At 32.7% G+C, this 22,722-nt stretch carries 22 protein-coding genes; 10 read left to right on the top strand and 12 right to left on the bottom strand.

Annotation, left to right across the window (positions count from 1 at the left end; translation table 11 throughout):
* Window positions 1–77 precede the first annotated feature (77 nt).
* From HNV10_RS03735 to HNV10_RS03720, 4 genes are all read right to left on the bottom strand, one after another.
* Window positions 78–824: a succinate dehydrogenase/fumarate reductase iron-sulfur subunit gene (locus HNV10_RS03735; protein WP_173300061.1), complete on the bottom strand. Its 747-nt coding sequence runs from the start codon at window positions 822–824 to the stop codon at window positions 78–80.
* Window positions 825–846: 22 nt separating this feature from the next.
* Entirely contained in the window at window positions 847–2,859 is a 2,013-nt protein-coding gene (locus HNV10_RS03730) for a fumarate reductase/succinate dehydrogenase flavoprotein subunit (RefSeq protein ID WP_173299978.1), read from the bottom strand.
* A 12-nt stretch (window positions 2,860–2,871) separates the two neighbouring features.
* Window positions 2,872–3,534, bottom strand: a complete 663-nt coding sequence (locus tag HNV10_RS03725; RefSeq protein ID WP_173299977.1) for a succinate dehydrogenase cytochrome b subunit — start codon at window positions 3,532–3,534, stop codon at window positions 2,872–2,874.
* A 111-nt stretch (window positions 3,535–3,645) separates the two neighbouring features.
* Window positions 3,646–6,489 carry a WD40/YVTN/BNR-like repeat-containing protein gene (locus HNV10_RS03720; protein ID WP_173299976.1) on the bottom strand — a complete coding sequence of 948 codons (2,844 nt, stop codon included), beginning with the start codon at window positions 6,487–6,489 and terminating at the stop codon, window positions 3,646–3,648.
* A gap of 209 nt (window positions 6,490–6,698) precedes the next feature.
* Between HNV10_RS03720 and HNV10_RS03715 the strand changes: the two genes are divergently transcribed.
* Window positions 6,699–7,991, top strand: a complete 1,293-nt coding sequence (locus HNV10_RS03715; protein ID WP_173299975.1) for an aminopeptidase P family protein — start codon at window positions 6,699–6,701, stop codon at window positions 7,989–7,991.
* A gap of 58 nt (window positions 7,992–8,049) precedes the next feature.
* Here HNV10_RS03715 and HNV10_RS03710 read toward each other — a convergent pair whose 3' ends face one another.
* The 3 genes from HNV10_RS03710 to HNV10_RS03700 form a co-directional block, all read right to left on the bottom strand.
* A complete protein-coding gene (locus HNV10_RS03710; RefSeq protein WP_173299974.1) occupies window positions 8,050–9,378 on the bottom strand; it encodes an aspartate kinase in 1,329 nt (442 codons plus the stop codon).
* A 105-nt stretch (window positions 9,379–9,483) separates the two neighbouring features.
* Window positions 9,484–10,791: a branched-chain amino acid transport system II carrier protein gene (locus HNV10_RS03705; RefSeq protein WP_173299973.1), complete on the bottom strand. Its 1,308-nt coding sequence runs from the start codon at window positions 10,789–10,791 to the stop codon at window positions 9,484–9,486.
* Window positions 10,791–12,344: a serine hydrolase gene (locus HNV10_RS03700; RefSeq protein ID WP_173299972.1), complete on the bottom strand. Its 1,554-nt coding sequence runs from the start codon at window positions 12,342–12,344 to the stop codon at window positions 10,791–10,793. The genes HNV10_RS03705 and HNV10_RS03700 overlap by 1 nt, the downstream gene beginning before the upstream one ends.
* Window positions 12,345–12,391: 47 nt before the next feature.
* Between HNV10_RS03700 and HNV10_RS03695 the strand changes: the two genes are divergently transcribed.
* The 3 genes from HNV10_RS03695 to HNV10_RS03685 all read left to right on the top strand — a co-directional run bounded on the left by HNV10_RS03695 (window position 12,392) and on the right by HNV10_RS03685 (window position 13,843).
* Window positions 12,392–13,213 carry an alpha/beta fold hydrolase gene (locus HNV10_RS03695; RefSeq protein WP_241695448.1) on the top strand — a complete coding sequence of 274 codons (822 nt, stop codon included), beginning with the start codon at window positions 12,392–12,394 and terminating at the stop codon, window positions 13,211–13,213.
* Window positions 13,214–13,292: 79 nt separating this feature from the next.
* Window positions 13,293–13,535 carry a hypothetical protein gene (locus tag HNV10_RS03690; RefSeq protein WP_173299971.1) on the top strand — a complete coding sequence of 81 codons (243 nt, stop codon included), beginning with the start codon at window positions 13,293–13,295 and terminating at the stop codon, window positions 13,533–13,535.
* A gap of 77 nt (window positions 13,536–13,612) precedes the next feature.
* The gene (locus HNV10_RS03685; protein ID WP_173299970.1) at window positions 13,613–13,843 is read left to right on the top strand and encodes a hypothetical protein; all 231 of its coding nucleotides are present in this window, start codon (window positions 13,613–13,615) and stop codon (window positions 13,841–13,843) included.
* Here HNV10_RS03685 and thiL read toward each other — a convergent pair.
* Entirely contained in the window at window positions 13,824–14,879 is a 1,056-nt protein-coding gene (gene thiL / locus HNV10_RS03680; RefSeq protein ID WP_173299969.1) for a thiamine-phosphate kinase, read from the bottom strand. The two genes, HNV10_RS03685 and thiL, sit on opposite strands and share 20 nt — an antisense overlap.
* Before the next feature lie 220 nt (window positions 14,880–15,099).
* Between thiL and HNV10_RS03675 the strand changes: the two genes are divergently transcribed.
* The 6 genes from HNV10_RS03675 to sufD all read left to right on the top strand — a co-directional run bounded on the left by HNV10_RS03675 (window position 15,100) and on the right by sufD (window position 19,955).
* Complete coding sequence (locus tag HNV10_RS03675; protein WP_173299968.1) at window positions 15,100–15,339, top strand: hypothetical protein; 240 nt, start codon at window positions 15,100–15,102, stop codon at window positions 15,337–15,339.
* Window positions 15,340–15,474: 135 nt separating this feature from the next.
* Window positions 15,475–15,804 carry a HesB/IscA family protein gene (locus HNV10_RS03670; RefSeq protein ID WP_173299967.1) on the top strand — a complete coding sequence of 110 codons (330 nt, stop codon included), beginning with the start codon at window positions 15,475–15,477 and terminating at the stop codon, window positions 15,802–15,804.
* A 60-nt stretch (window positions 15,805–15,864) separates the two neighbouring features.
* Window positions 15,865–17,313 (top strand): Fe-S cluster assembly protein SufB, encoded by a 1,449-nt coding sequence (gene sufB / locus HNV10_RS03665; protein ID WP_173299966.1) that lies wholly within the window; start codon window positions 15,865–15,867, stop codon window positions 17,311–17,313.
* 82 nt (window positions 17,314–17,395) lie between these two features.
* Window positions 17,396–17,806: a hypothetical protein gene (locus tag HNV10_RS03660; protein WP_173299965.1), complete on the top strand. Its 411-nt coding sequence runs from the start codon at window positions 17,396–17,398 to the stop codon at window positions 17,804–17,806.
* Between the two features lie 4 nt (window positions 17,807–17,810).
* Window positions 17,811–18,563 carry a Fe-S cluster assembly ATPase SufC gene (sufC, locus tag HNV10_RS03655; protein ID WP_173299964.1) on the top strand — a complete coding sequence of 251 codons (753 nt, stop codon included), beginning with the start codon at window positions 17,811–17,813 and terminating at the stop codon, window positions 18,561–18,563.
* Between the two features lie 78 nt (window positions 18,564–18,641).
* A complete protein-coding gene (sufD, locus tag HNV10_RS03650) occupies window positions 18,642–19,955 on the top strand; it encodes a Fe-S cluster assembly protein SufD (protein ID WP_173299963.1) in 1,314 nt (437 codons plus the stop codon).
* Between the two features lie 74 nt (window positions 19,956–20,029).
* Here the strand turns inward: sufD and HNV10_RS03645 are convergent, their stop codons facing one another.
* The 4 genes from HNV10_RS03645 to HNV10_RS03630 are packed head-to-tail and all read right to left on the bottom strand — an operon-like array spanning window position 20,030 to window position 22,626.
* The gene (locus HNV10_RS03645) at window positions 20,030–21,685 is read right to left on the bottom strand and encodes a serine hydrolase domain-containing protein (RefSeq protein ID WP_173299961.1); all 1,656 of its coding nucleotides are present in this window, start codon (window positions 21,683–21,685) and stop codon (window positions 20,030–20,032) included.
* The gene (locus HNV10_RS03640; protein WP_173299959.1) at window positions 21,673–21,852 is read right to left on the bottom strand and encodes a hypothetical protein; all 180 of its coding nucleotides are present in this window, start codon (window positions 21,850–21,852) and stop codon (window positions 21,673–21,675) included. Before HNV10_RS03640 ends, HNV10_RS03645 begins: the two co-directional genes overlap by 13 nt.
* Window positions 21,853–21,862: 10 nt before the next feature.
* On the bottom strand, window positions 21,863–22,291 hold the full coding sequence (locus HNV10_RS03635) for a hypothetical protein (protein ID WP_173299958.1): 429 nt from the start codon (window positions 22,289–22,291) through the stop codon (window positions 21,863–21,865).
* Between the two features lie 2 nt (window positions 22,292–22,293).
* Entirely contained in the window at window positions 22,294–22,626 is a 333-nt protein-coding gene (locus tag HNV10_RS03630; RefSeq protein WP_173299956.1) for a PadR family transcriptional regulator, read from the bottom strand.
* Window positions 22,627–22,722 lie beyond the last annotated feature (96 nt).

Below are 22,722 nucleotides of genomic sequence, written 5' to 3'. Positions count from 1 at the left end.
GTAAAAATCCCAAGATAAGATTTTACCTTGGGATTTTTACTTTTATATGTTATTCTTCGCTGTTGCTTAGAATGATATTAACCTTTAATATTCGCTGCCATAAATTCACGATTCATACGTGCTATATTATCTAATGAAATACCTTTTGGACATTCAATTTCGCAAGCTCCAGTATTAGTACAGTTACCAAAACCTTCTAGGTCCATTTGTGCTACCATATTTTTTACTCGATCTGCAGCTTCAACTTGTCCTTGAGGTAATAATGCATATTGCGATACTTTAGCACCAACAAATAACATTGCAGAAGAATTTTTACAAGTTGCTACACAAGCTCCGCAACCAATACAAGTAGCCGCATCCATAGCTTCATCTGCTGCATGTTTAGAGATTGGAAGAGAATTAGCATCTTGTGTATTTCCTGAGGTGTTTACAGAAATAAATCCACCTGCTTGTTGAATACGCTCAAACGCCATTCTATCTACAACTAAATCTTTTATTACCGGAAATGCTGCTGCCCTAAATGGTTCTATAGTAATAGTATCACCATCATTAAACATACGCATATGTAACTGACACGTAGTAATACCTCTATCTGGTCCATGTGCTTCACCATTGATATACATAGAACACATACCACAGATACCTTCACGACAATCATGATCAAATGCAACAGGTTCTTCACCTGAGTTTACCAATTGTTCATTCAAAACATCCATCATTTCTAAGAAAGACATGTGTTCTGAAATATCAGTCACTTTATAATCGACCATCTTGCCTTTATCGTTTGCATCTTTTTGACGCCAAATCTGTAATGTAAGATTCATTCCTTTTCCTGACATAACTCTCTTATTTGTATGAACGTTGTTTTAATTCTATATCTTTAAATTCTAATTCTTCTTTATGCAAAACTGCATCGGCTGGTTCTCCTTTATATTCCCATGCTGAGACAAAAGCAAAGTCTTTATCATTACGCTTAGCTTCACCTTTCTGAGGACCATCTAATTCTGCTGATTCTTCTCTAAAGTGTCCACCACAAGATTCAGCTCTTACTAATGCATCTTTTGCGAATAATTCACCTAACTCTAAGAAATCAGCAACACGACCAGCTTTTTCAAGCTCTGGGTTCATTTCATTTGCTTCACCAGGAACAGATACATCTTTCCAAAATTCTTCTCTTATGGCTTTAATTTCTGCCATAGCTTCTGTAAGACCTTGAGCATTTCTAGACATTCCAGCCTTGTCCCACATTACTTTTCCTAACTTCTTATGGAAATAGTCAACAGATTTTGTTCCTTTATTGTTTACAAAGAAGTTAATTCTATCAACGACTTCTTTTTCTGCTTCATCAAATTCTTTAGTGTCTGTTGGAATTTTTCCTGTACGAATATCATCAGCTAAATAATCACCAATAGTATAAGGTAACACAAAATAACCATCAGCCAAACCTTGCATTAAAGCCGAAGCTCCAAGTCTATTCGCACCATGATCAGAGAAATTAGCTTCACCAATACAATAACAACCAGGAATTGTAGTCATTAAATTATAATCTACCCAAACGCCTCCCATAGTGTAATGTACTGCAGGATAAATCATCATAGGCGTTTCGTATGGATTTTGATCTACAATTTTCTCATACATCTGGAATAAGTTACCATACTTTGCCTCAACAATTGCTTGTCCTAGTTCAATGATTTTTTCTTTAGATGGGTTTTTTATATTATGAATTTTAGCTTGCTCTTTTCCGTAACGTTCAAAAGCTGAAGCAAAATCTAAATAAACGGCCTCTCCAGTCTGATTAACACCATAACCAGCATCACATCGTTCTTTTGCTGCTCTAGATGCTACATCACGAGGCACTAAGTTACCAAATGCAGGATATCTTCTTTCTAAGTAATAATCGCGTTCGTCTTCTGACAAATCGGTTGGTTTTTTACGACCTTCTCTAATTGCCAAAACATCTTCCATGTTTTTTGGTACCCAAATACGTCCATCATTACGCAATGATTCTGACATTAACGTCAGTTTAGATTGGTAATCACCTGAACGAGGAATACATGTTGGGTGAATTTGTGTATAACAAGGATTAGCAAAAAACGCTCCTTTTTTGTGTATTTTCCAAGACGCAGTTGCGTTAGAACCCATGGCGTTTGTTGATAAGAAATATACATTTCCGTATCCACCAGAACCAACAACAACAGCATGTGCTGAATGTCTTTCTATTTCACCAGTAATTAAATTACGAGCAATTATACCCCTTGCTTTGCCGTCTACAATAACAACATCTAGCATTTCGTGACGGTTAAACATTTCAATCTTACCACGAGCAATTTGTCTATTCATTGCAGAATAAGCTCCTAATAATAATTGTTGTCCTGTTTGACCCTTTGCGTAGAATGTTCTAGATACTAAAACACCACCAAACGAACGGTTATCTAACAATCCTCCATAATCTCTAGCAAAAGGAACACCTTGAGCTACACATTGATCAATAATGTTAGAAGACACCTCAGCTAAACGGTAAACGTTAGCCTCACGAGAACGGTAATCACCACCTTTTACAGTATCGTAAAACAATCTATAAGTAGAATCACCATCTCCTTGGTAATTTTTTGCTGCATTGATACCACCTTGAGCTGCAATAGAGTGTGCTCTACGAGGTGAATCTTGGTAAGCAAATGCTTTTACATTATATCCTAATTCTGCTAACGTTGCAGCTGCAGAACCTCCTGCAAGACCTGTACCAACAACTATAACATCGATATGACGTTTGTTGGCAGGATTTACAAGATTGATTTTATCTTTATAACTTGTCCATTTATCTTTAATTGGACCTTCTGGTACTTTTGAATCTAAAGTCATGTTGTATTAAGATTAATGGTTAAAATGATGAAATAATGCAATTATTATAAAACCTAAAGGAATTACAATTGAATATACTAAACCAAAATTTTTATAGAATTTTTTTCTAATTGCTGAAACACCCATAGATTGCAAAGAAGATGTAAATCCGTGCATTAAGTGTAATGACAAGAAAATAAAAGCTACTACATAAGCAGCAACCCTCCAAATTGGAACAAACTTGTGTTGCAATTCACCAAAATATCGTGTTGGATCTTCAGGAAGGACCTCAATATATTTGTGATTCATTTCTGGAACCCAAAAATCAATGAAGTGCAATATTAAAAATGCTAAAATTGCAATTCCACTGTAAATCATGTTTCTACTCATCCATGATGAATTTGCTGCTCCGTTGTTTCTTTTGTAGCTAATATTACCAACAGCTTTTTTGTTTTTTATTTCTAAAACAAAACCCATTATAAAATGAAAAATCACACCGAGAACTAAAACGGGCTGTAATGCAAATTGTACTAGAGGATTTGTACCCATAAAATGGGATAATTCATTAAAGAGGTCTGCACTAAAAAGTGATGTAATATTAACTGCTAAATGAATTATTAAGAAAAAAATAAGGAATAATGCTGAAAGCGCCATGGCTATCTTTCTTCCTATCGACGAATTTAGAATTCCGCTCATTATTATAGTGGTTAGTTATTTGTCTAACAAAGATACAGCGCAATAAACTTTTTGCCAACAACGCTGCATGATAATTGATTTATTTAGAATGGTTTTAATCTAGAGCAATAATCACTTAATTTCAAGGCTAGTAACAACATTTTCAATTTCAATTTTATAATCACCTTTAGGTAAATAATGCTTTTTATTACCTGTTTCTTTAAAATTTAAAGTAGAATCTTCTTTCAATAAAGCTTTTTTTCCTTTCTCGTTAATTTCTAAATTATAGTCCACATAATTAAATCCTTTTTCTACGTCTACAGAAATACGATGCAATTCTACACCTTTTTCAGATAAGATTTTCAAGGTTTTCGGTCCTGAAACATTACTATAAAACTTTATTGTAATTTCGGGTTCATAGGCATCAATCCATGAGTTCCATGAGCTTCCCCAACGTTGTGAGTGTTTTACAGGTTTTAAGCTAACGAACGCAATGTCATTAGTAGTGTTCTCCGTGTTTATTGTTTGAAGCGCTTCAATATTAGTTTTATAAATACTTCTACCATGTGTGCCTATCAATAAATCTTTAGCTTCAGGTTGAATAACCATATCATGCACAGCTACATTGGGTAATCCATTAGAAAATGCTTCCCAAGATTCTCCTTTATTAAAGGACATATATGCACCATTGTCGGTTCCTAAATACAATAAGTTTTCTTTTGAAGGGTCTTCTCTCATAACATTTACTGGAGATGATGGGATATTACTACTAATATCTTTCCATGTTTGTCCATAGTCTTCACTGACATATATGTAAACTTTAAAATCGTCCCAACGATATCCATTTAATGTTACGTAAACGCGTTCTTTTTTATGTTGAGATGCAACTACTCTACTTACCCATAAATCTTTTGGTAAAGCGCTAGAAATTGTTGTCCAGCTTCCACCAGCATTTTTGGTTACACTTACAACACCATCATCGCTTCCTGTATATATTAACCCAAACTTAAATGGGCTTTCGCTAATAGACGTTATGGTTCCGTAAGCTACATTTCCTTTTTTGCCTCCATTTGTTAAATCGTTACTTATAGTTTCAAAATCATCGCCTTTATTCATAGAACGCATTAATTTATTTCCACCTAAGTACAAAATATCTTGATTGTGAGACGACAATAATATTGGCGTTTGCCAATTGAAGCGATAAGGTGTTTCACCTAAAGTGTGTTTGGGTTGAATGTATTTAAATTCTTCCGTCTTACGGTTAATTCTATAATAATTTCCAAACTGATAACCTGTATACACAATATTAGCATCTCTACTATCAATTTGAATTTGCATACCATCGCCTCCCATTATACTTTCCCATGGATATTGTCCACTTTGATGCCAGCTTTTATCTTCTACGGCATTATTTGCACCAAACCAAACACCATTATCTTGTAGTCCACCATATACATTATAAGGCTGTTCATTATCTACGTTAATGGCATAAAATTGTCCAACACTTGGCGAATTTAGTTTAATCCAATTTTCGCCATCGTCATAACTCATGTTTAGTCCACCATCGTTACCATTTATTAGATGTCCTTGTTTTTTAGGATTTACCCAAAGTGCTTGATGGTCTGCATGTACATTCTCAGCACTAATAGAGGTGAATGTTGTACCAGCATCCTTAGATTTTAAAATAGGAACTCCCATAATGTAAATACCATTTTTATCTTGAGGGTCTACTCTTATCTCACCAAAATAATAACCATAACTATAGTATAAACCATCTATATAATCGTCGTGTGTTTTTTTCCAATTTTTTCCACCATCTGTACTTTTATAAACCTCAGCACCAATAACTGGTGTATCAAACAATAAAGCATTTGCATCTTCTAAATAATTGGCTAAATCAATTGGTTTTACAGTTCCGCTACTTACTAATTGTTTTACGTTAGATGCTCTGTATTTTTCTTGAAATCCATTTGTTTTTAAATAGGCGTTTAGTTTTTTGTCTTCAAGATTCATAAAAGCGTCAACACTCATAGTTTTAAAATCTTCTTTTGTTAATCCTGAAGATTTATTTTTTTTAGACTTTGCTTTTCTATGAAACTGACTATCGTGTATGGCATAAATTGTGTTTTCGTCGTACATGGCTATTCCTATTCTACCAACACCTTCTCCTATTGGGAATCCGCTCTTTTTAGTCGATACTTTTGTCCAAGTATCGCCTGCATCTGTACTTTTATAAATTGCTGAATTATTTCCGTTTCCAGTAAAATTCCAAGCTTTTCTATCTCTTGTCCAAGAAGAAGCGAACATTATTTTGAAATTATTAGGTGCGTGTTGCACATCAATAATGCCACTCATAGCATCAACAAACAAGGTTTTAGTCCAGGTTTGTCCACCATTTGTAGTTTTGTAAATCCCACGTTCTTCATTTGGAGAGTACAAATGACCTGTAACACCAACAACTACTTCATCTGGATTTTTAGGATTAATAAGAATTCGTCCTATATGATGTGAGTCTTCTAAACCAACATGTTCCCATGTTTTACCATTATCATTTGATTTTAAAATACCAATACCTGCATAACTAGACCTTGAGCTATTATTTTCGCCTGTACCAACCCAAATGGTCCTGTTTTTCCAATCGACGGCAATATCACCTACATTTTGAGTATCTGAACTGTCTAAAATAGGTGTGAACGTTGTGCCATTATTTGTAGTATGCCAAACACCTCCTGATGCATAACCAACGTAAAACTCTGAAGGTTCATCCGGATTTACATCTACATCTACCACACGACCACTCATAACTGTTGGCCCAATATTTTGAAAAGGTACATTTTTCACTAAAGATGTTTCTTGCATTTTTTGCTTTTTCACTAAAGCGTCTTTAATTATTTCTGCTGAAGTAGCTGGCTGTTGCGCAAAGCAAAACAATGAACTTAATATAAAAGTAAACGAGAGGAATTTTGACTTAATCATTGTGGTTGGATATTTAATTCTATGAAATTAAGCATTTCAAAACGAACCTTGATAAAAGTCTCATAAATTTTAACAGATTCTAGTCTCGGACTTTTGCTTGCGTTTTTAGTTTCATTACCTTTGAGATTCAACTGAAATCATAAAAATTACGCGCATACAAGGAAATAATTTTTCAAGAATGTCGTGTGATAACCTATAAATATATAATCATGAAATACGATTTAATAGATTCTCAACTCTTTATAAAAAACCGTAAAAACTTTGCTTCGCAAATGAAGCCTAATAGCTTAGCTGTTTTTAATTCTAACGATATTTATCCAATTAGTGCAGACAGCACCATGCCTTTTGAGCAGCACAGAGATATTTTTTACCTAAGTGGTGTTGACCAAGAGGAAAGTGTTTTGGTGTTATTTCCAGATTGTCCAAACGAAGATTTTAAAGAAGTTTTATTTGTTAGAGAAACTAATGCACATATCGCAGTTTGGGAAGGCGAAAAATTAACTAAAGAAGCTGCTTTTAAAACTAGTGGAATTAAAACCGTTTTATGGCTACAGGATTTAGAAAAAACAATCGCTGAACTTTCTACCTATTGCGATACATTCTACATCAACACTAATGAGCATTACAGAGCTAATGTAGAAACTGAAACTAGAGAAGACCGTTTTACAAAATGGTTATTAGCTAAATATCCTGCGCATAGTGTAGCAAAAAGCAATCCTATTTTACAACGTTTACGTTCTGTAAAAGACCAGATTGAAATAGATTTAATACAGCACGCGTGTAATATTACTGAAAAAGGTTTTAGAAGAATTTTACCATTTGTAAAACCTGGTGTTTGGGAATATGAAATTGAAGCTGAGTTATTACATGAATTTGTTAGAAACCGTTCTAAAGGATTTGCGTACACACCAATTATTGCTAGCGGAAATAACGCTAACGTTTTACATTATATTGAAAACAACCAAGAATGTAAGGCTGGCGATTTAATCTTATTTGATATTGCCGCAGAATATGCCAATTACAAGAGTGATTTATCGCGAACAATTCCGGTTTCAGGAAAATTTACAGATAGACAAAAAGCGGTTTATAATGCTGTAAATCATGTTAAAAAAGAGGCTACAAAATTATTAGTTCCTGGTACTTTGTGGAAAGAATATCACGTAGAGGTTGGTAAGATTATGACTGACCAACTATTAAACCTTGGTTTGTTAGACAAAGCTGATGTACAAAATGAAGACCCAAAATGGCCAGCTTATAAAAAGTATTTTATGCATGGCACAAGTCATCATATTGGATTAGACACACACGATTATGGTTTACTACATGAGCCTATTAAAGCCAATATGGTATTTACTGTAGAACCTGGCATTTATATTCCTGATGAAGGATTTGGTATTCGTTTAGAAGATGATGTGGTTGTACAAGACAAAGGCGAACCATTTAATTTAATGGGAAATATTCCTATTGAAGCAGATGAAATTGAGGATTTGATGAATGCTTAATGGACCTATATAAATAGTAATAAAAAAGTCGCTTTTTAAAAAGCGACTTTTTTATGGTTTAAATCTCTACTGTGGTAGACTCAAAAACGTAACGTTGTAATTTCTGCAAGGTTTCTAACTTATCACTAGTATTTACTAACAATGAAATGTTGTTATTACTTCCACCATACGCAATCATACGCACATTAACATCTTGCAGTACTTGAAAAAGTTCAGGTGTATCAGGATGATATATAATATGATTTCCAACTAAACAGACAATACTCATAAAATCGTCAACTTCAACCGTTGCAAATTTTTCTAGTTCTTCTGTTATAGCTTCTAAATGCGTTGTGTTATCGATAGTTAACGAAACAGCAATTTCAGAAGTTGTAATCATATCTATAGACGTTTCGTATTTCTCAAAAATTTCGAAAACTTTCTTTAAAAATCCGTGTGCCAATAACATACGTACCGACTTGATTTTTATAGCTGTAATTCCGTCTTTTGCTGCAATGGCTTTTATGCCTTCACCATGAATTTGATTTGTTATTAATGTTCCATGCGCATTTGGTGCCATTGTATTTTTTAATCGCAAAGGAATATCTAAATTACAAACAGGCATTACGGTTTGAGGGTGAAGAATCTTAGCACCAAAATAAGCCAACTCAGCGGCTTCATCATAAGATAAATGCGATAACGCTTTGGTATCATTTACAAAACGAGGGTCATTGTTATGAAAACCATCAATATCTGTCCATATTTGAACTTCTTCAGCTTCAATGGCTGCACCAATAATAGTTGCCGTATAATCACTGCCACCACGTTGTAAATTTGCAATATTTCCATCTACATCTAAACAAATAAAACCTTGTGTGATATATACATCAGCTTTATTTTGGTCTTCCATTAAACGTTCTAAATTCTGTTTTATGTAGAAATTATCAGGTTCATTTGCTCTATCAATTCTCATAAATTCTAAAGCAGGTAAAAGCGCAGCACTCACACCATGTTGTTGCAATAACTTGCTGAACATATAGGTTGAAAGCAATTCTCCATTAGCAACGATTGAATTATGAAGTAATTCGGAATGCGACTCAGCTGTATTGTCTAATAATGACTTAAAAATAGAATTGACATAATCAATAACATCGTTCTGCAAACCATTATCTTGTATTAAGCTAGAAACGGTTTCTTTATAGGTGTCGTTTAATTCTATAATCTGTTTTTGGGCTAACTCAGTATCCCCTTCTTTTATTAAATCGGAAATTCCGACCAAAGCATTAGTAGTACCAGACATTGCAGATAGCACTACAATTTTTTTGCCATTAGTACCAATGATATCTTTTACATGATTCATGTTCTCTACAGAACCCACAGAAGTACCTCCAAACTTATATACTAACATAACTTTTTTAATATTTAGAGGACAAATGTAGAGTTGACATTTGTAATAAACATAAAAATTAAAAAAATAGTTGCTTTTTACACAAAATGTTAATTATATAACAAATTATTTTTTGAGAAACTTATTATTCTTAATAATAGCGGTTGCGAAAAACGAAATTACAGCAGGCAAAACCCAACCTAAACTATAGTTTGCAAAAGGAATATAGCTGGTTATTGATTTTAATACTTCTGAAGGACTAATAAAACCGACTACATCTGGAATACTAAATAAAAATGTAATGACAACTACGATTCTAAAGACTAAAGGCGTTGTTAATTTTTGAGGTAACACATTCAATAAAATTAAGACAATAGTGATAGGATAGATTAATAACAAAACTGGTACAGCCACAACAATTATAGAATTAAAATCTAATTGGCCAACACCAACACCCAAAACACATGCTAATATCGCAGTGATAACATACACCATCTTAGAGTCGTTAAGCAAACCTTTAAAATAATCTGCTGTACCTGCAACAATACCAATAGCTGTTGTAAAACAAGCCAAAGAAATAAGTATGCTTAAAACAGTATTCCCAAATTTACCTAAAGACGAAATACTAATAGCTCGTAATAAGTTTGCGCGTTGCATATCATTACTCAATTCTCCGTTAACCGTAATATCTGAACTGTAATAAGCACCAATAGCAATTAAACCTGCATAAATAATAAATAGCCCTAAACCTGCAATAATACCAGATTTTCTAATTAACGTACGTTTAGATTCATAGGCTTCCACAGCCATATTATCAAAATTTAAAGATACAATGATAACAGCACCAACAACGACTGCTCCTATAGCATCAAAGGTTTGATACCCTTCTAATATTCCAGTAACTATTGGTGTTTCAAATTGTGAAATTCCTGTATTAAATTCTGAAGAAAACAAGGCTATGCTAATAACAGCCATTAACATGATGACGATAAATGGCGTTAGAAATTTTCCGATAAGATTTAATATTTTAGAACGATTAAGCACAAATACTAATACTAAGGAAAAATAAATTGCACTAGTTAATAACGAACTTGTCCCAAAAGCAGGAAAAACCGCAATCTCATGAGTGGCAGCCGCTGTTCTCGGTGACGGAATGGCCACAGCAATCACATAAATTAGAATACAATAGATTAAACTAAATGTTGGCGATACTTTTTTCCCAAAATCAAATAAGGTGCCTTGAAGTCTGGCATGTGCAAGTATTCCGAAAATAGGAATAACGACTGCAGTAATCATAAAACCCATAGTAATCCAAAACCAATCACTACCAGCTTTATAACCTAATAATGGCGGAATTAATAAATTACCAGCGCCAAAAAACAAGGAAAACAGTCCAAAGCTAGTGACTAAAAGTTCTTTGTGTTTTATATCCACTATTTGGTCTTCTTCAATTTTAAATCTTCAAAATCGAAGCTAAAATCTGTTATTGGCGCAATGTATTTCATAGTTGCTGAAACAGCTTCTTCGTTCTCATTGAATGTAAAATTCACATATACATCTGCATCGTAACTTCTATCATTCCATTTTGCAACAAAAGTGGTCGCATTTAATGGCAATAATTCTCCAAACAATCTTGTAGAACGTTTACTCTTTATAGTATAGCCTTTTTTTAATTCGTGCGAAATTATTACATCTCCAAACCAATCATCTGTATATGTACCAACAATATGTTCTGGTTTTGGTAAGGTTTTAAGTTTTTGGGCTTTATCTATTTTAGAGTAAACATCAGCTTTTAAACTATCATTATATTTTATATAATCAGCATTTCGTTTTCCGTATTTCTCTAACCAATTTCGGTTTTCATAACCTAAATAGGCATCCTTAATAGTATTTGTTATGGTATTAAAGGCAGAACCATTCATTTGATTGGTTAATACTACAATCCCTAAATCTAAATCTGGAATCATTGTAAACTGAGTTACTGTACCTAACAAACCACCTGTATGATATACTTGTTTGTGTCCGCCTTTTACATCAGTTAAAAACCAACCAAGTCCATAACCTTTAAAATTAGAATTATAAGAATCATTAGGATACACATTTAAAGGTGTCTGTAATTGCCAAAGTTGATGAAACTGTTGCTCACTTAACAAACGCTCTCCGTTTTTGGTGACTGCATCATTCATTAAAAAAGCGGCCCAAGTTAACATATCTGGAACGTTGCTTACTATACCACCAGCAGCATTAGCGGTTTCACTCCAATCATGCGGAATTTGCACCACTTTTCCTTCTGCCATGGTGTGTGCATCAATAATATTAGATTTATCTGTAACACGATTATATGATGCTTTACTGCTCATCATTCCAACCGGTTTCATAATTTTAGTCTCAATAAATTCTTCCCAAGATAAACCACTAACACGTTTTAAAACTTCGCCCGCGATGATAAACATATTGTTATTGTAGGCAAATTTGCTTCTAAATGAGCTTTCAGGTTCAAGATATTTTACGTTATTAATAATGTCTTCAACTTTAAAGTCGCTGCCTTCCGGAAAAAACATTAAATCACCAGCACCTAAGCCCATACCGCTTCTGTGGGTTACCAAATCTCTAACCGTAAAATTTTCCGTAACCCAAGCATCATGCAATTGAAATTCTGGTATATGCTTACGGACTTTATCATCCCAGTTTAACTCACCAGCATCTACCATCATTGCCAATGCAAAACATGTAAACCCCTTACTATTAGATGCTACACCAACTAAGGTTTCATCGTTCATATTCTTTTTATTGGTTAATGAACGCACACCATGACCTTTAGAATAGACCACTTTACCATCTTTGTAAATACCTACTGAAATTCCAGGTACATCAAATGTGGTTAGTGTTTCGGATACAAGTTTATCTAAATCTTGCTCTTCAATTTGAGCTGTTAATAGTAAAGTCGAAATAAAAAATAATGAAGCAAGTAGTTTTTTTAAAAACATGGTTTATTAATTATTAAAGATTATCCTCAAAGATAGTAAAATGTTATATGGATTTAAGACTGAAAACAAATGCTTCAATTATCTTTGCTTTTATGATTATAAATTACAAAAACAGCAAAATTCATTATACCAAAACAGGAAAAGGTGAAACGATTGTTTTACTTCACGGTTTTCTAGAATCCTTAGAAATGTGGAATGATTTTGTACCACATTTAGCAAAAAAACATCAAGTTATTTGCGTTGATTTATTGGGTCATGGAAAAACAGATTGCATTGGTTATGTTCATACTATGGAAGATATGGCAGCATCTGTATATGAGGTTCTAAAATTTAACAAGGTTAAAACTGCACATTTTATAGGACACTCAATGGGTGGATATGTGTCTTTGGCGTTTGCCGAAAAACATCCAGAATTTTTTAAAGGATTGTGTTTGCTAAACTCCTCTTATGATGCAGATGATAATGAGCGTAAATTAATACGGTCGCGCGCATGTAAAATGGCAAAAATGAATTATAAAGTTCTTGTTAATATGTCTTTCTCTAATCTATTTACAGAAGAAAGTAAGCGAAAATTTGAAAACGAATACAATAAAGCATTACAATTAGCCTTACAAACACCTATTCAAGGTTATATTGCTGCACAAGAAGGGATGACATTGAGACCAAATCGATTTGAACTATTTAAAAATTTGAACGCTAAAAAATTGATTATAATTGGCAAAAAAGATGGATTAATAAATAGCAAACAAGTTATTAATGAAATTAAAGAATCAAACATTGAATATGTAGAATTTTCGGAAGGACACATGAGTTCTATCGAAAATAAATCAGAATTATCTTACACATTATTACGTTTTATCGAAAAATAACCCCTTTTAACGTTTTGTTTGTGGTTTTTTTCTAAGTTTACATTCCAAATCAACAGAAAATTTGTAAAACGTCTTAAACATGAAACCTACAAAACTATACTGCGAAATATTTGGTCACAACTATAAAATGACCAAAAAGGTAACAAACCATGTAAAGGAGTACACCTGCAAATGTTGCAAAAAACAACTAACAACAAGTAGTACTGGCCGACTTATAGAACTAACAGAAAAACGTCAAGAAATAAATTCTGCCTTAGAGCGTATTTACAATTCTAGAACATTGCGTTTACAGCAAAAATTAGTCAGTTCATCGATCTATTAAATGTTAATAACTTTCTAATAATAAATTTTACTATATTCCCTTCCCTTTTAATGCGAATCCCTCTAGAAATATAGTTGATGAAAAACGTTTATTGCTCGTTATTTGGACATGACTACAAAGTCTCCAAAAATGTTACTTACCATGTAAAAGAATACAAGTGTAAAAATTGTAAATCTGAAATGACCATTGATGGTGAAGGAAAATTTATTCCGTTAACGCCAAAATTTAAAGAAATCAATACTGTTTTACATCGAGTTCACACAAAACGATTAGAAAAAAGTCAAAGATTTACTCTTCTTGAGATTTAAGAGCATTCCAACCTTTTGCAATAATCGGAATCTTTTCATCAGCTCTAGTCACCAAATGCATACCTCTGTCTTCTTCTGTTATATAACCAATAACCGTTAAATTAGGATTGCCTTTTATTTTTGGGTAATCTTCTTGAGATACTGTCATTAACAATTCATAGTCTTCGCCTCCATTTAGTGCAATAGTTGTACTATCTACATTAAACTCTTCACAAGTAGAAATAAGTTGAGGATCTAAAGGAATTTTATTTTCATAAATATCAACACCCACTTTACTTTGTTTACATAAGTGTATAATCTCTGATGATATACCATCACTCACATCAATCATACTTGTTGGTTTCACCTTTAATTCTCTCAGTAATTCTACAATATCTTTACGTGCTTCAGGTTTTAATTGACGCTCAATAATATAAGTGTACATTGATAAATCTGGTTGGTTGTTTGGGTTTACTTTAAAAACCTCTTTTTCTCGTTCTAAAACTTGTAATCCCATAAAAGCACTACCAACATCACCTGTTACAACCACTAAATCATTTGGTTTTGCACCAATGCGCAATACTTCACTTCCTTTTTCTACCTCACCGATAGCAGTAACAGAAATAATTAATCCAGATGTAGAAGACGTTGTATCACCTCCAACAACATCAACATTATAAACTTTAGCAGCAGTTGTTATACCTGCATATAATTCTTCTAAAGCCTCTAACGGAAAACGATTTGAAACAGCAATAGATACCGTAACTTGAGTCGCCATTGCATTCATGGCATAAATATCAGACAGATTAACAACTATAGCCTTATAACCAAGATGTTTTAAAGGCGCATAACTTAAATCAAAATGAACACCTTCTACCAATAAATCAGTGGACACAACAACTTGTTTCTTTCCAAAATTTAAAACAGCAGCATCATCTCCTATTGCTTTTACAGTAGATTTTTGAGTTACTTTAAAGTGCTCTGTTAAATGTTCTATAAGTTTAAACTCTCCTAATTCACTCAAAGGAGTACGTTGTGGGTTTTTATCTTCAATCATAGTGCAAAAATATTATGCTTTTTTTTAATTGTAACCAATTATAGAATAATTTATAATTTATTTTAAGAGTAGAATCATTCAATCCAACTAATATATCAGCATAAAGCCATTGAATTTTAACATTAAAACCAAAAACATTGTGCATTTCATCGAAAAATCTCGTATTTCGACTTGTTTTAAGTTGTATTTTTTAAATTGCTCTACCCTAAGTTTACAACCTATGAAACCCAAAACTAACCCAATCCTACCATGCGCCATATTTGGCCATAACTACAAAAGATCAAAGACCTACATCGATCATACTGCTGAGCTCACTTGCACTCATTGTGATGCCGTAGTTATTACAGATTCTAATGGTAATTTTGAAAATAATACTGTTACAAATAGTCAGTTAAAAGATACACTACAAGAATTGTATAGACTTACAAGAACAGTTTCTAAAACAAAAGTGACTTCATAATTAAGTATTTCCTTGGCTGTTAAGTCATAGTTAAATCTTATTAAATCATATACTAATATAATGTTAGTGTCTATGGTTAAACCCTTGTTATATCGTATATTTGCATTCTATTTAGAACTAATCTAGTTAAAATATATGATTAAAGTCTCTGATCACGCAAAAAAGAAAGTCATAGAACTAATGACTGATGATGGCTACAACCCAAGTACAGACTATGTTAGAGTAGGTGTAAAAAGTGGTGGTTGTTCTGGGCTGTCTTACGATTTAAAGTTTGATAAAACACAAGCCGAAGACGACAAAGTTTTTGAAGACAACGATATTAAAATCATTGTGGATAAAAAGAGTTTTCTTTACCTAATTGGGACAACGTTAGAATATTCAGGTGGATTAAACGGAACAGGTTTTGTTTTCAACAACCCTAATGCCAACCGCACATGTGGTTGTGGAGAAAGTTTTTCGCTATAATAGAGAGTCCATCCTAACCTTTCTGAAAGGAACGAGTTTAAAAATCACGCAAAAAAAATTATGAGTAAATATACTGAAGACGATTTAAGGGAAGAATTAAAAACCAAAGAATACGAATATGGTTTTTATACAGATATTGAATCTGAAACATTTCCTGTTGGACTTAATGAAGAAGTTGTTATTGCTATTTCTAAGAAAAAAAATGAACCAGAATGGATGACAGAATGGCGTTTGGAAGCCTTTAAAATTTGGAAAGAAATGGAAGAGCCTGATTGGGCTAATGTACATTACGAAAAACCAGATTTTCAAGCTATATCATATTATTCTGCACCAAATAGTAAACCAAAATACGATAGTATTGATGAAGTTGACCCAGAATTACTGGCAACTTTTGAAAAATTAGGTATATCATTAGATGAGCAAAAGAAATTAGCAGGTGTTGCTATGGATGTCGTTGTAGATTCAGTTTCTGTGGCTACAACATTTAAAAAGACTTTAGGCGAAAAAGGCATCATTTTTATGAGTATTTCTGAGGCTATAAAAGAACATCCAGAATTAGTAAGAAAACATCTTGGTACTGTTGTACCTCAAAAAGACAATTTTTATGCTGCTTTAAATTCTGCCGTTTTTAGTGATGGCTCATTCTGTTATATTCCAAAAGGTGTGCGCTGCCCAATGGAATTATCGACCTATTTTAGAATTAATCAAGCAGGTACAGGACAGTTTGAAAGAACCCTTGTGATAGCAGACGAAGGTAGTTATGTCTCTTACTTAGAAGGTTGTACTGCACCAAGTAGAGACGAAAATCAATTACATGCAGCGGTTGTAGAATTAATTGCATTAGATGATGCAGAAATTAAATATTCTACAGTACAAAACTGGTATCCAGGAAATGCTGAAGGTAAAGGAGGTGTTTTTAACTTTGTAACTAAAAGAGGGCTTTGTGAGAAAAATGCAAAAATATCTTGGACACAAGTAGAAACAGGTTCTGCGGTAACATGGAAATATCCTAGTTGTGTTTTAAAAGGTGATAATTCAGTTGGTGAGTTTTATTCTATAGCTGTAACTAATAATTATCAGCAGGCAGATACTGGCACCAAGATGATTCACTTAGGTAAAAATACAAAATCAACAATTATATCTAAAGGCATTTCTGCTGGTAAGTCTCAAAACTCTTATCGTGGATTAGTACAAGTAAGTTCTCGAGCAGAAAATGCACGTAACTTTTCGCAATGTGATAGTTTACTAATGGGTAATGAATGTGGTGCACACACGTTTCCATACATTGAAGCGAAAAATAAAAGTGCAATGATTGAGCACGAAGCAACCACGAGTAAAATTGGTGAAGACCAAATTTTTTACTGTAATCAAAGAGGTATAGATACAGAAAAAGCCATTGCTTTAATAGTAAATGGATTTAGTAAAGAAGTATTAAACAAATTACCAATGGAATTTGCAGTAGAGGCTCAGAAATTATTAGAAATTAGTTTAGAGGGTTCTGTAGGATAATATGTCCGTAAGGTATAAAACACCTTTTAGGTACTAAAAAAAAAGTTTAATTATAATAATTCGGTATTTCAGGATAGAGAAAATGAAAAAATTTAACCTTATTATCTTTTTAGCGTTAGCGATATTTTCATGTAAAAATGAAACAAAAACTAACGAAGTTAATTTAGAAGAGAACAGAGCAAAATCGTTCGATCAAAATGATGGGTTGATAACCATAAAGGGAGATTTTGTTTATTTTGGTAAAGCTGCCGTTTTGCAAACTTCTAATGAAATTTATGGCGTAGTTATAGACGACAACTTACAGCTTTTAGAAAAACAAGTTAAGCCATATAAGAAAGAAGCAACAGATATGGTTCCTGTAACTGTAAGAGTTAGGAAATTCAAAAAACCAGAAGGCGAAGAAGGCTGGCCTTTTAGAGTTGAAATTAAAGAAATATTAAAGGTGGAAACACCAAATACAGATTCAAAAGACGTTATAAAATTAGCAAAATAAGACTATGTTAAAAATCAACAACTTGCACGCAAGTATAGAAGACAAAGCCATATTAAAAGGTATTAATCTCGAGGTAAAAGCAGGAGAAGTTCATGCTATAATGGGACCAAATGGCTCAGGAAAAAGTACACTAGCCTCAGTAATTGCTGGCAAAGAAGAATATGAAGTAACCGAAGGCTCTATTTTATTAGAAGGTGAAGATATTGAAGAATTAGCGGCTGAAGAGCGTGCACATAAAGGTGTGTTTTTATCTTTTCAATATCCTGTAGAAATTCCTGGAGTAAGTGTTACTAACTTTATGAAAACTGCAATTAACGAAACAAGAAAAGCTAAAGGATTAGAAGATATGCCTGCTAAAGACATGTTGAAAATGATTCGTGAAAAATCTGAGCTTTTAGAAATAGACCGTAAGTTCTTATCGCGTTCTTTAAACGAAGGATTCTCTGGTGGTGAAAAGAAACGTAACGAGATTTTTCAAATGGCCATGCTAGAACCAAAATTAGCTATCTTAGACGAAACGGATTCTGGTTTAGACATTGATGCACTTCGTATTGTTGCTAATGGTGTCAATAAATTAAAATCTAAAGACAACGCTGTTATTGTTATTACACACTACCAACGTTTATTAGACCATATTGTACCAGATTTTGTTCATGTTTTATACAATGGAAAAATTGTAAAATCTGGAGGAAAAGAATTAGCACACGAGTTAGAAGCTAAAGGTTACGATTGGATAAAAGAAGAAGTAAACGCTTAATTTAGTAGGCAGTCGGTCAGTCTTAAGCTTGCAGTAAGTAACCTAAGACTATCAACCAACAACTAACAACTAATACAAATGAGTTTAAAAGAAAAATTAGTATCGTCATTTATGGCATTTGAAGACACAGTAGATGTGCACTCGTCCATACATGACATTCGTACTGAAGCCATAAAAACTTTTGAAGCAGAAGGATTTCCTACTAAGAAATTAGAAGATTGGAAATACACATCCTTAAATACTGTTTTAAAACAAGATTACAGTGTGTTTCCCAAGCATGAAAATGATATTGAATTTAAAGATGTAAAGAAATATTTTATACATGAGATAGATGCTTATAAAATTATTTTTATTGACGGAAAATATGCTTCTAACCTATCTCAAACCACACATGATGGTTTAGATGTATGCTTAATGTCTTCAGCTTTAACAAAACCAAAATACAAAGTTATTATTGATAATTATTTCAATAAAATTGCATCAAAAGATGGTTTGTCATCATTAAATACTGCATTTTCACATGAAGGTGCTTACATCAATATTCCAAAGAATAAAGTTGTAGACAAACCAATTCAAATTATCCATTTTTCAACAGGAAATGAATCTGCAGTGCTATTACAACCTCGTAACCTCATTGTAGTTAACGAAAATGCACATGTTCAGATTATAGAACGTCACCAGAGTTTAACGGACAACCCTGTTTTAACCAATTCTGTAACTGAAATCTTTACTAATAAACGTGCTATTGTAGATTATTATAAAATTCAGAATGATAAGCAAAGTGCTTCATTAATTGATAACACTTACGTCAATCAAAAACAAGAAAGTTTAGCTAAAGTGCATACCTTTTCTTTTGGTGGTAAATTAACTAGAAACAATCTTAATTTTTACCAAAATGGAGAGCGTATTGATTCTACCATGAAAGGAATTACCATAATTGGAGATAAGCAACACGTAGACCACAACACGTTAGTACACCACATAGAACCAAATTGCGAAAGCCACCAAGATTACAAAGGTATTTTTGATGATAGCGCAACAGGTGTTTTTAATGGAAAAGTTGTTGTAGAAAAGGAAGCGCAAAAAACCAATGCGTTTCAAGCTAATAATAACATCTTAATGAGTGACAAAGCATCCATTAACACCAAGCCTCAGCTTGAAATTTTTGCAGATGATGTAAAATGTTCTCACGGTTGTACGATTGGTCAGTTAGATGAAAGTGCAATGTTTTACTTACGATCTAGAGGAATACCTGAGAAAGAAGCTAGAGCATTATTAATGTTTGCCTTTAGTAACAACGTGATGGATTCGGTTAAAATACCAGAACTAAAAAATAGAATTACTAAGATTATAGCTAAGAAATTAGGTGTAAATCTTGGGTTTGACTTATAACTTATACAACAACAGATCTTTAAGGTTTTGAAAACCTTAAAGATCTTAATTATTCACAAAAAAAGGATGGCCATTTAGCGATCCTTTTCTTTTTTAAATACAATTTCCCTAACAGTCCCATCACAAGATAAAAGCATACCTTGTACTCTGTTGTTTTCATCTTTTACAAAATGATAAAGTGTTCTATCATTATTACCATATTGGTTTAACTGAATGGGATATAAATTTACACTTTGCTTTCCTGCGTAAGACAATTTAAGCTTATGGTCTTCTTCAAAAAAACGATAAGTAACATCTAATTCTTCCGAATAAAAATCTCCCACAAAATCTGAGACTTCAATGCCTTCAGCATCAATAAATTTAGCATATTTAAAATAAAATGGTGTACCTCCAAATGAAATAATCATATCGTGAGATGCTGAAGGTGTAAAATCATATTTCACGTTCTGGCTTTGGGTTCTATGAAACTTGTTTTCGTCAAATTGCACGAGTGCAGCAGCAGTTCTTCCCATAGAACCAATAGATTTTAGGGTATCGTTTTCTACAAATAATGTCATAGTCATATCGCTATTGACCTCTTTATATTCGCCAATAAATGCCTTGAAATCCTGTTCTTTAAATCTTATTTTTTCTTCCTTTATATCTTTAAACTTTTCTTTGTCTTCAATTAAAATATCTAAAATCTGGTATCCAATTTTTGGGGCATCTATAGATTGAGAATTGGTTAAAACAATAATACCTAGTTGCTTTTTAGAAATAGTAATTAATTGCGTACGTCCACCAAACCCAAAACCACTATGATGTGCTGTTTTATAACCTTTGTAGTTATCTATCATTAATCCTCTTGCATAGGTTGTCTTCTCGCCAGACTTTAATACTTCGGTTTCTTTTAAAAATTGAGCTAAGGATGTAAATTCTAAAATTTGTTCATTGAGCATTTGCATCCAAATAGCCATGTCATTGGCAGAAGAACCCATACTACCTGCTCCATAACTTAATTGACTACTTGTAGAAAACTTGAAGCCTTCTTTCTGTTGCTGATAACCAACAGCTTTGTTTTTAATTGGTTTACCGTGTTCTACTCTAACAAAAGTGGAATTCATTTGCAAGGGACTTAGAATTTTTAGCCTTAAATAATCATTGAGGTTTTGTTCTGAAATTCTTTCAATTATTAGCGCTAAAAGATTATAATTGGTATTAGAATAACTAACTTTTTCTCCTGGTTGATTATTTAATCCTTTTTGTTTGCATGCCAATTGAAGCACAGTATTATTATCATAATAAGATGTGTCATAATCAAAACCTGACAAATACATTAAGGTATGGTAGTTCCTAATTCCACTTGTATGGTTTAATAAATGCTTAATTTTTATAATATTATTATACTTTGGAAATTCTGGCAAATACGTTCTAATATCATCCTCTAAATTTAATTTTCCGTCATTAATCAATGCCCAAACAGCAGATGCGGTAAACTGTTTAGCAACGGATGCCAAACTAAAAATCGTTGAATCCGAATTTTTGATGTTGTAGTTTAAATTTGAAAGTCCAAACCCTTTAGAGTAAATAGATTTTCCTTGGTTAATAACCCTTACAGTTACTCCTGGCGCTTCATTAGAATCGTAAACTTCTAATAGTTCATCAATCTTTTTAGTGATATCAGTTTGTGTTGTTGCAGAACAATAGACAATCAAGCATATCAGAAAACAGCAATATCTTAAGACTGACATTGCTGATATTTTTGATAGAAATAGGTAGGAATCAATCCGAAATTAAGAAACAGAAAGCCGATAAAAACGATAACACCTCTGTATGGCCATGTCAAAAACTCAAACATTGCACCAATTCCGAGAATAAAAAATGTTACAAATCCGAGGATGTAGAATGATTTCTTCATAATAAATGTTTTAAGAATATTTGTGAATAGATTTTTTATAGGCTGCATAAAAATGAGCAGGAAGTATTACTAATACTGACACTACAATTACACCAAGTAAATAAGCATTTGCATAAGGCCATTGCATCATTTGAAAAACTAAGCTAACAACCAATAAAAGGATGACTAAGAAGCCTGCAGAGAATTTTAACTTATTTACAAAAATGATTTCTTTAGCTAATTTTTGATGATTAGTTTCTAATTGTAGATTCTGAAAACTTGCATAACCACCAAATTTCTGTAAAGCTTGTTGATACAACCTATTAAAATCTTCAGAATCTTGATTTTCAATATAAGTGCAGATATGGTCTAGTAAATCTTCCCTTAAATCAATATTTTCCACACCATACAAAGACAAGCTATTTTCAATAAACGTGATATGTTTTTCTGTTAATTCCATGTTTATATGGGTTTTGGATTAAAAATCAGGCTCAACGTTTCTATAAAATCATTGATTTCCTCAGTAACGGTTTCAACCATTTTTTTACCTTCCTTGGTTACTTTATAATACTTTCTAACACGCTTACCAATAAATACTTTTTCAGTTTCTAAAACCTTCTTTGCTTCAAGCTTATGTAAAATTGGATATAATGCACCTTCCGAAATATCAATTTTTCCTGATGTCATCTTCTTTACTTCTTGTGTAATCTCATAACCGTACATTTTACCCTTGTTATTAATAAGCGTTAAAATAATAGGTTGTAACGTTCCTTTAGTTAATTCTTTACTATACATATTACAAATATACATTTTATATAAATGTATCCAAATAAAATGTGTTTTATTTATTTTAATGCATACCTATTAGTTTTTCTTTAAGAACATTGCGTT

It is taken from the genome of Winogradskyella litoriviva (assembly GCF_013249065.1).
GTDB lineage: Bacteria > Bacteroidota > Bacteroidia > Flavobacteriales > Flavobacteriaceae > Winogradskyella > Winogradskyella litoriviva.
The sequence above is the reverse complement of the archived record's forward strand: the minus strand, read 5'-3'. Positions and strand labels throughout refer to the sequence as shown.

Excerpts from the sequence above, each read along its gene's own strand:
- HNV10_RS03715 (WP_173299975.1), top strand. The coding sequence starts at position 6,699 with ATGAAATACGATTTAATAGATTCTCAACTCTTTATAAAAAACCGTAAA.
- HNV10_RS03640 (WP_173299959.1), bottom strand. The coding sequence starts at position 21,852 with ATGAAGAAATCATTCTACATCCTCGGATTTGTAACATTTTTTATTCTC.
- HNV10_RS03635 (WP_173299958.1), bottom strand. The coding sequence starts at position 22,291 with ATGGAATTAACAGAAAAACATATCACGTTTATTGAAAATAGCTTGTCT.
- HNV10_RS03660 (WP_173299965.1), top strand. The coding sequence starts at position 17,396 with ATGAAAAAATTTAACCTTATTATCTTTTTAGCGTTAGCGATATTTTCA.
- HNV10_RS03700 (WP_173299972.1), bottom strand. The coding sequence starts at position 12,344 with ATGTTTTTAAAAAAACTACTTGCTTCATTATTTTTTATTTCGACTTTA.
- HNV10_RS03695 (WP_241695448.1), top strand. The coding sequence starts at position 12,392 with ATGGATTTAAGACTGAAAACAAATGCTTCAATTATCTTTGCTTTTATG.
- HNV10_RS03710 (WP_173299974.1), bottom strand. The coding sequence starts at position 9,378 with ATGTTAGTATATAAGTTTGGAGGTACTTCTGTGGGTTCTGTAGAGAAC.
- HNV10_RS03670 (WP_173299967.1), top strand. The coding sequence starts at position 15,475 with ATGATTAAAGTCTCTGATCACGCAAAAAAGAAAGTCATAGAACTAATG.
- HNV10_RS03630 (WP_173299956.1), bottom strand. The coding sequence starts at position 22,626 with ATGTATAGTAAAGAATTAACTAAAGGAACGTTACAACCTATTATTTTA.
- HNV10_RS03720 (WP_173299976.1), bottom strand. The coding sequence starts at position 6,489 with ATGATTAAGTCAAAATTCCTCTCGTTTACTTTTATATTAAGTTCATTG.
- thiL (WP_173299969.1), bottom strand. The coding sequence starts at position 14,879 with ATGATTGAAGATAAAAACCCACAACGTACTCCTTTGAGTGAATTAGGA.
- HNV10_RS03675 (WP_173299968.1), top strand. The coding sequence starts at position 15,100 with ATGAAACCCAAAACTAACCCAATCCTACCATGCGCCATATTTGGCCAT.
- HNV10_RS03735 (WP_173300061.1), bottom strand. The coding sequence starts at position 824 with ATGAATCTTACATTACAGATTTGGCGTCAAAAAGATGCAAACGATAAA.
- sufC (WP_173299964.1), top strand. The coding sequence starts at position 17,811 with ATGTTAAAAATCAACAACTTGCACGCAAGTATAGAAGACAAAGCCATA.
- HNV10_RS03645 (WP_173299961.1), bottom strand. The coding sequence starts at position 21,685 with ATGTCAGTCTTAAGATATTGCTGTTTTCTGATATGCTTGATTGTCTAT.
- HNV10_RS03725 (WP_173299977.1), bottom strand. The coding sequence starts at position 3,534 with ATGAGCGGAATTCTAAATTCGTCGATAGGAAGAAAGATAGCCATGGCG.
- sufD (WP_173299963.1), top strand. The coding sequence starts at position 18,642 with ATGAGTTTAAAAGAAAAATTAGTATCGTCATTTATGGCATTTGAAGAC.
- HNV10_RS03685 (WP_173299970.1), top strand. The coding sequence starts at position 13,613 with ATGAAAAACGTTTATTGCTCGTTATTTGGACATGACTACAAAGTCTCC.
- HNV10_RS03730 (WP_173299978.1), bottom strand. The coding sequence starts at position 2,859 with ATGACTTTAGATTCAAAAGTACCAGAAGGTCCAATTAAAGATAAATGG.
- HNV10_RS03690 (WP_173299971.1), top strand. The coding sequence starts at position 13,293 with ATGAAACCTACAAAACTATACTGCGAAATATTTGGTCACAACTATAAA.
- sufB (WP_173299966.1), top strand. The coding sequence starts at position 15,865 with ATGAGTAAATATACTGAAGACGATTTAAGGGAAGAATTAAAAACCAAA.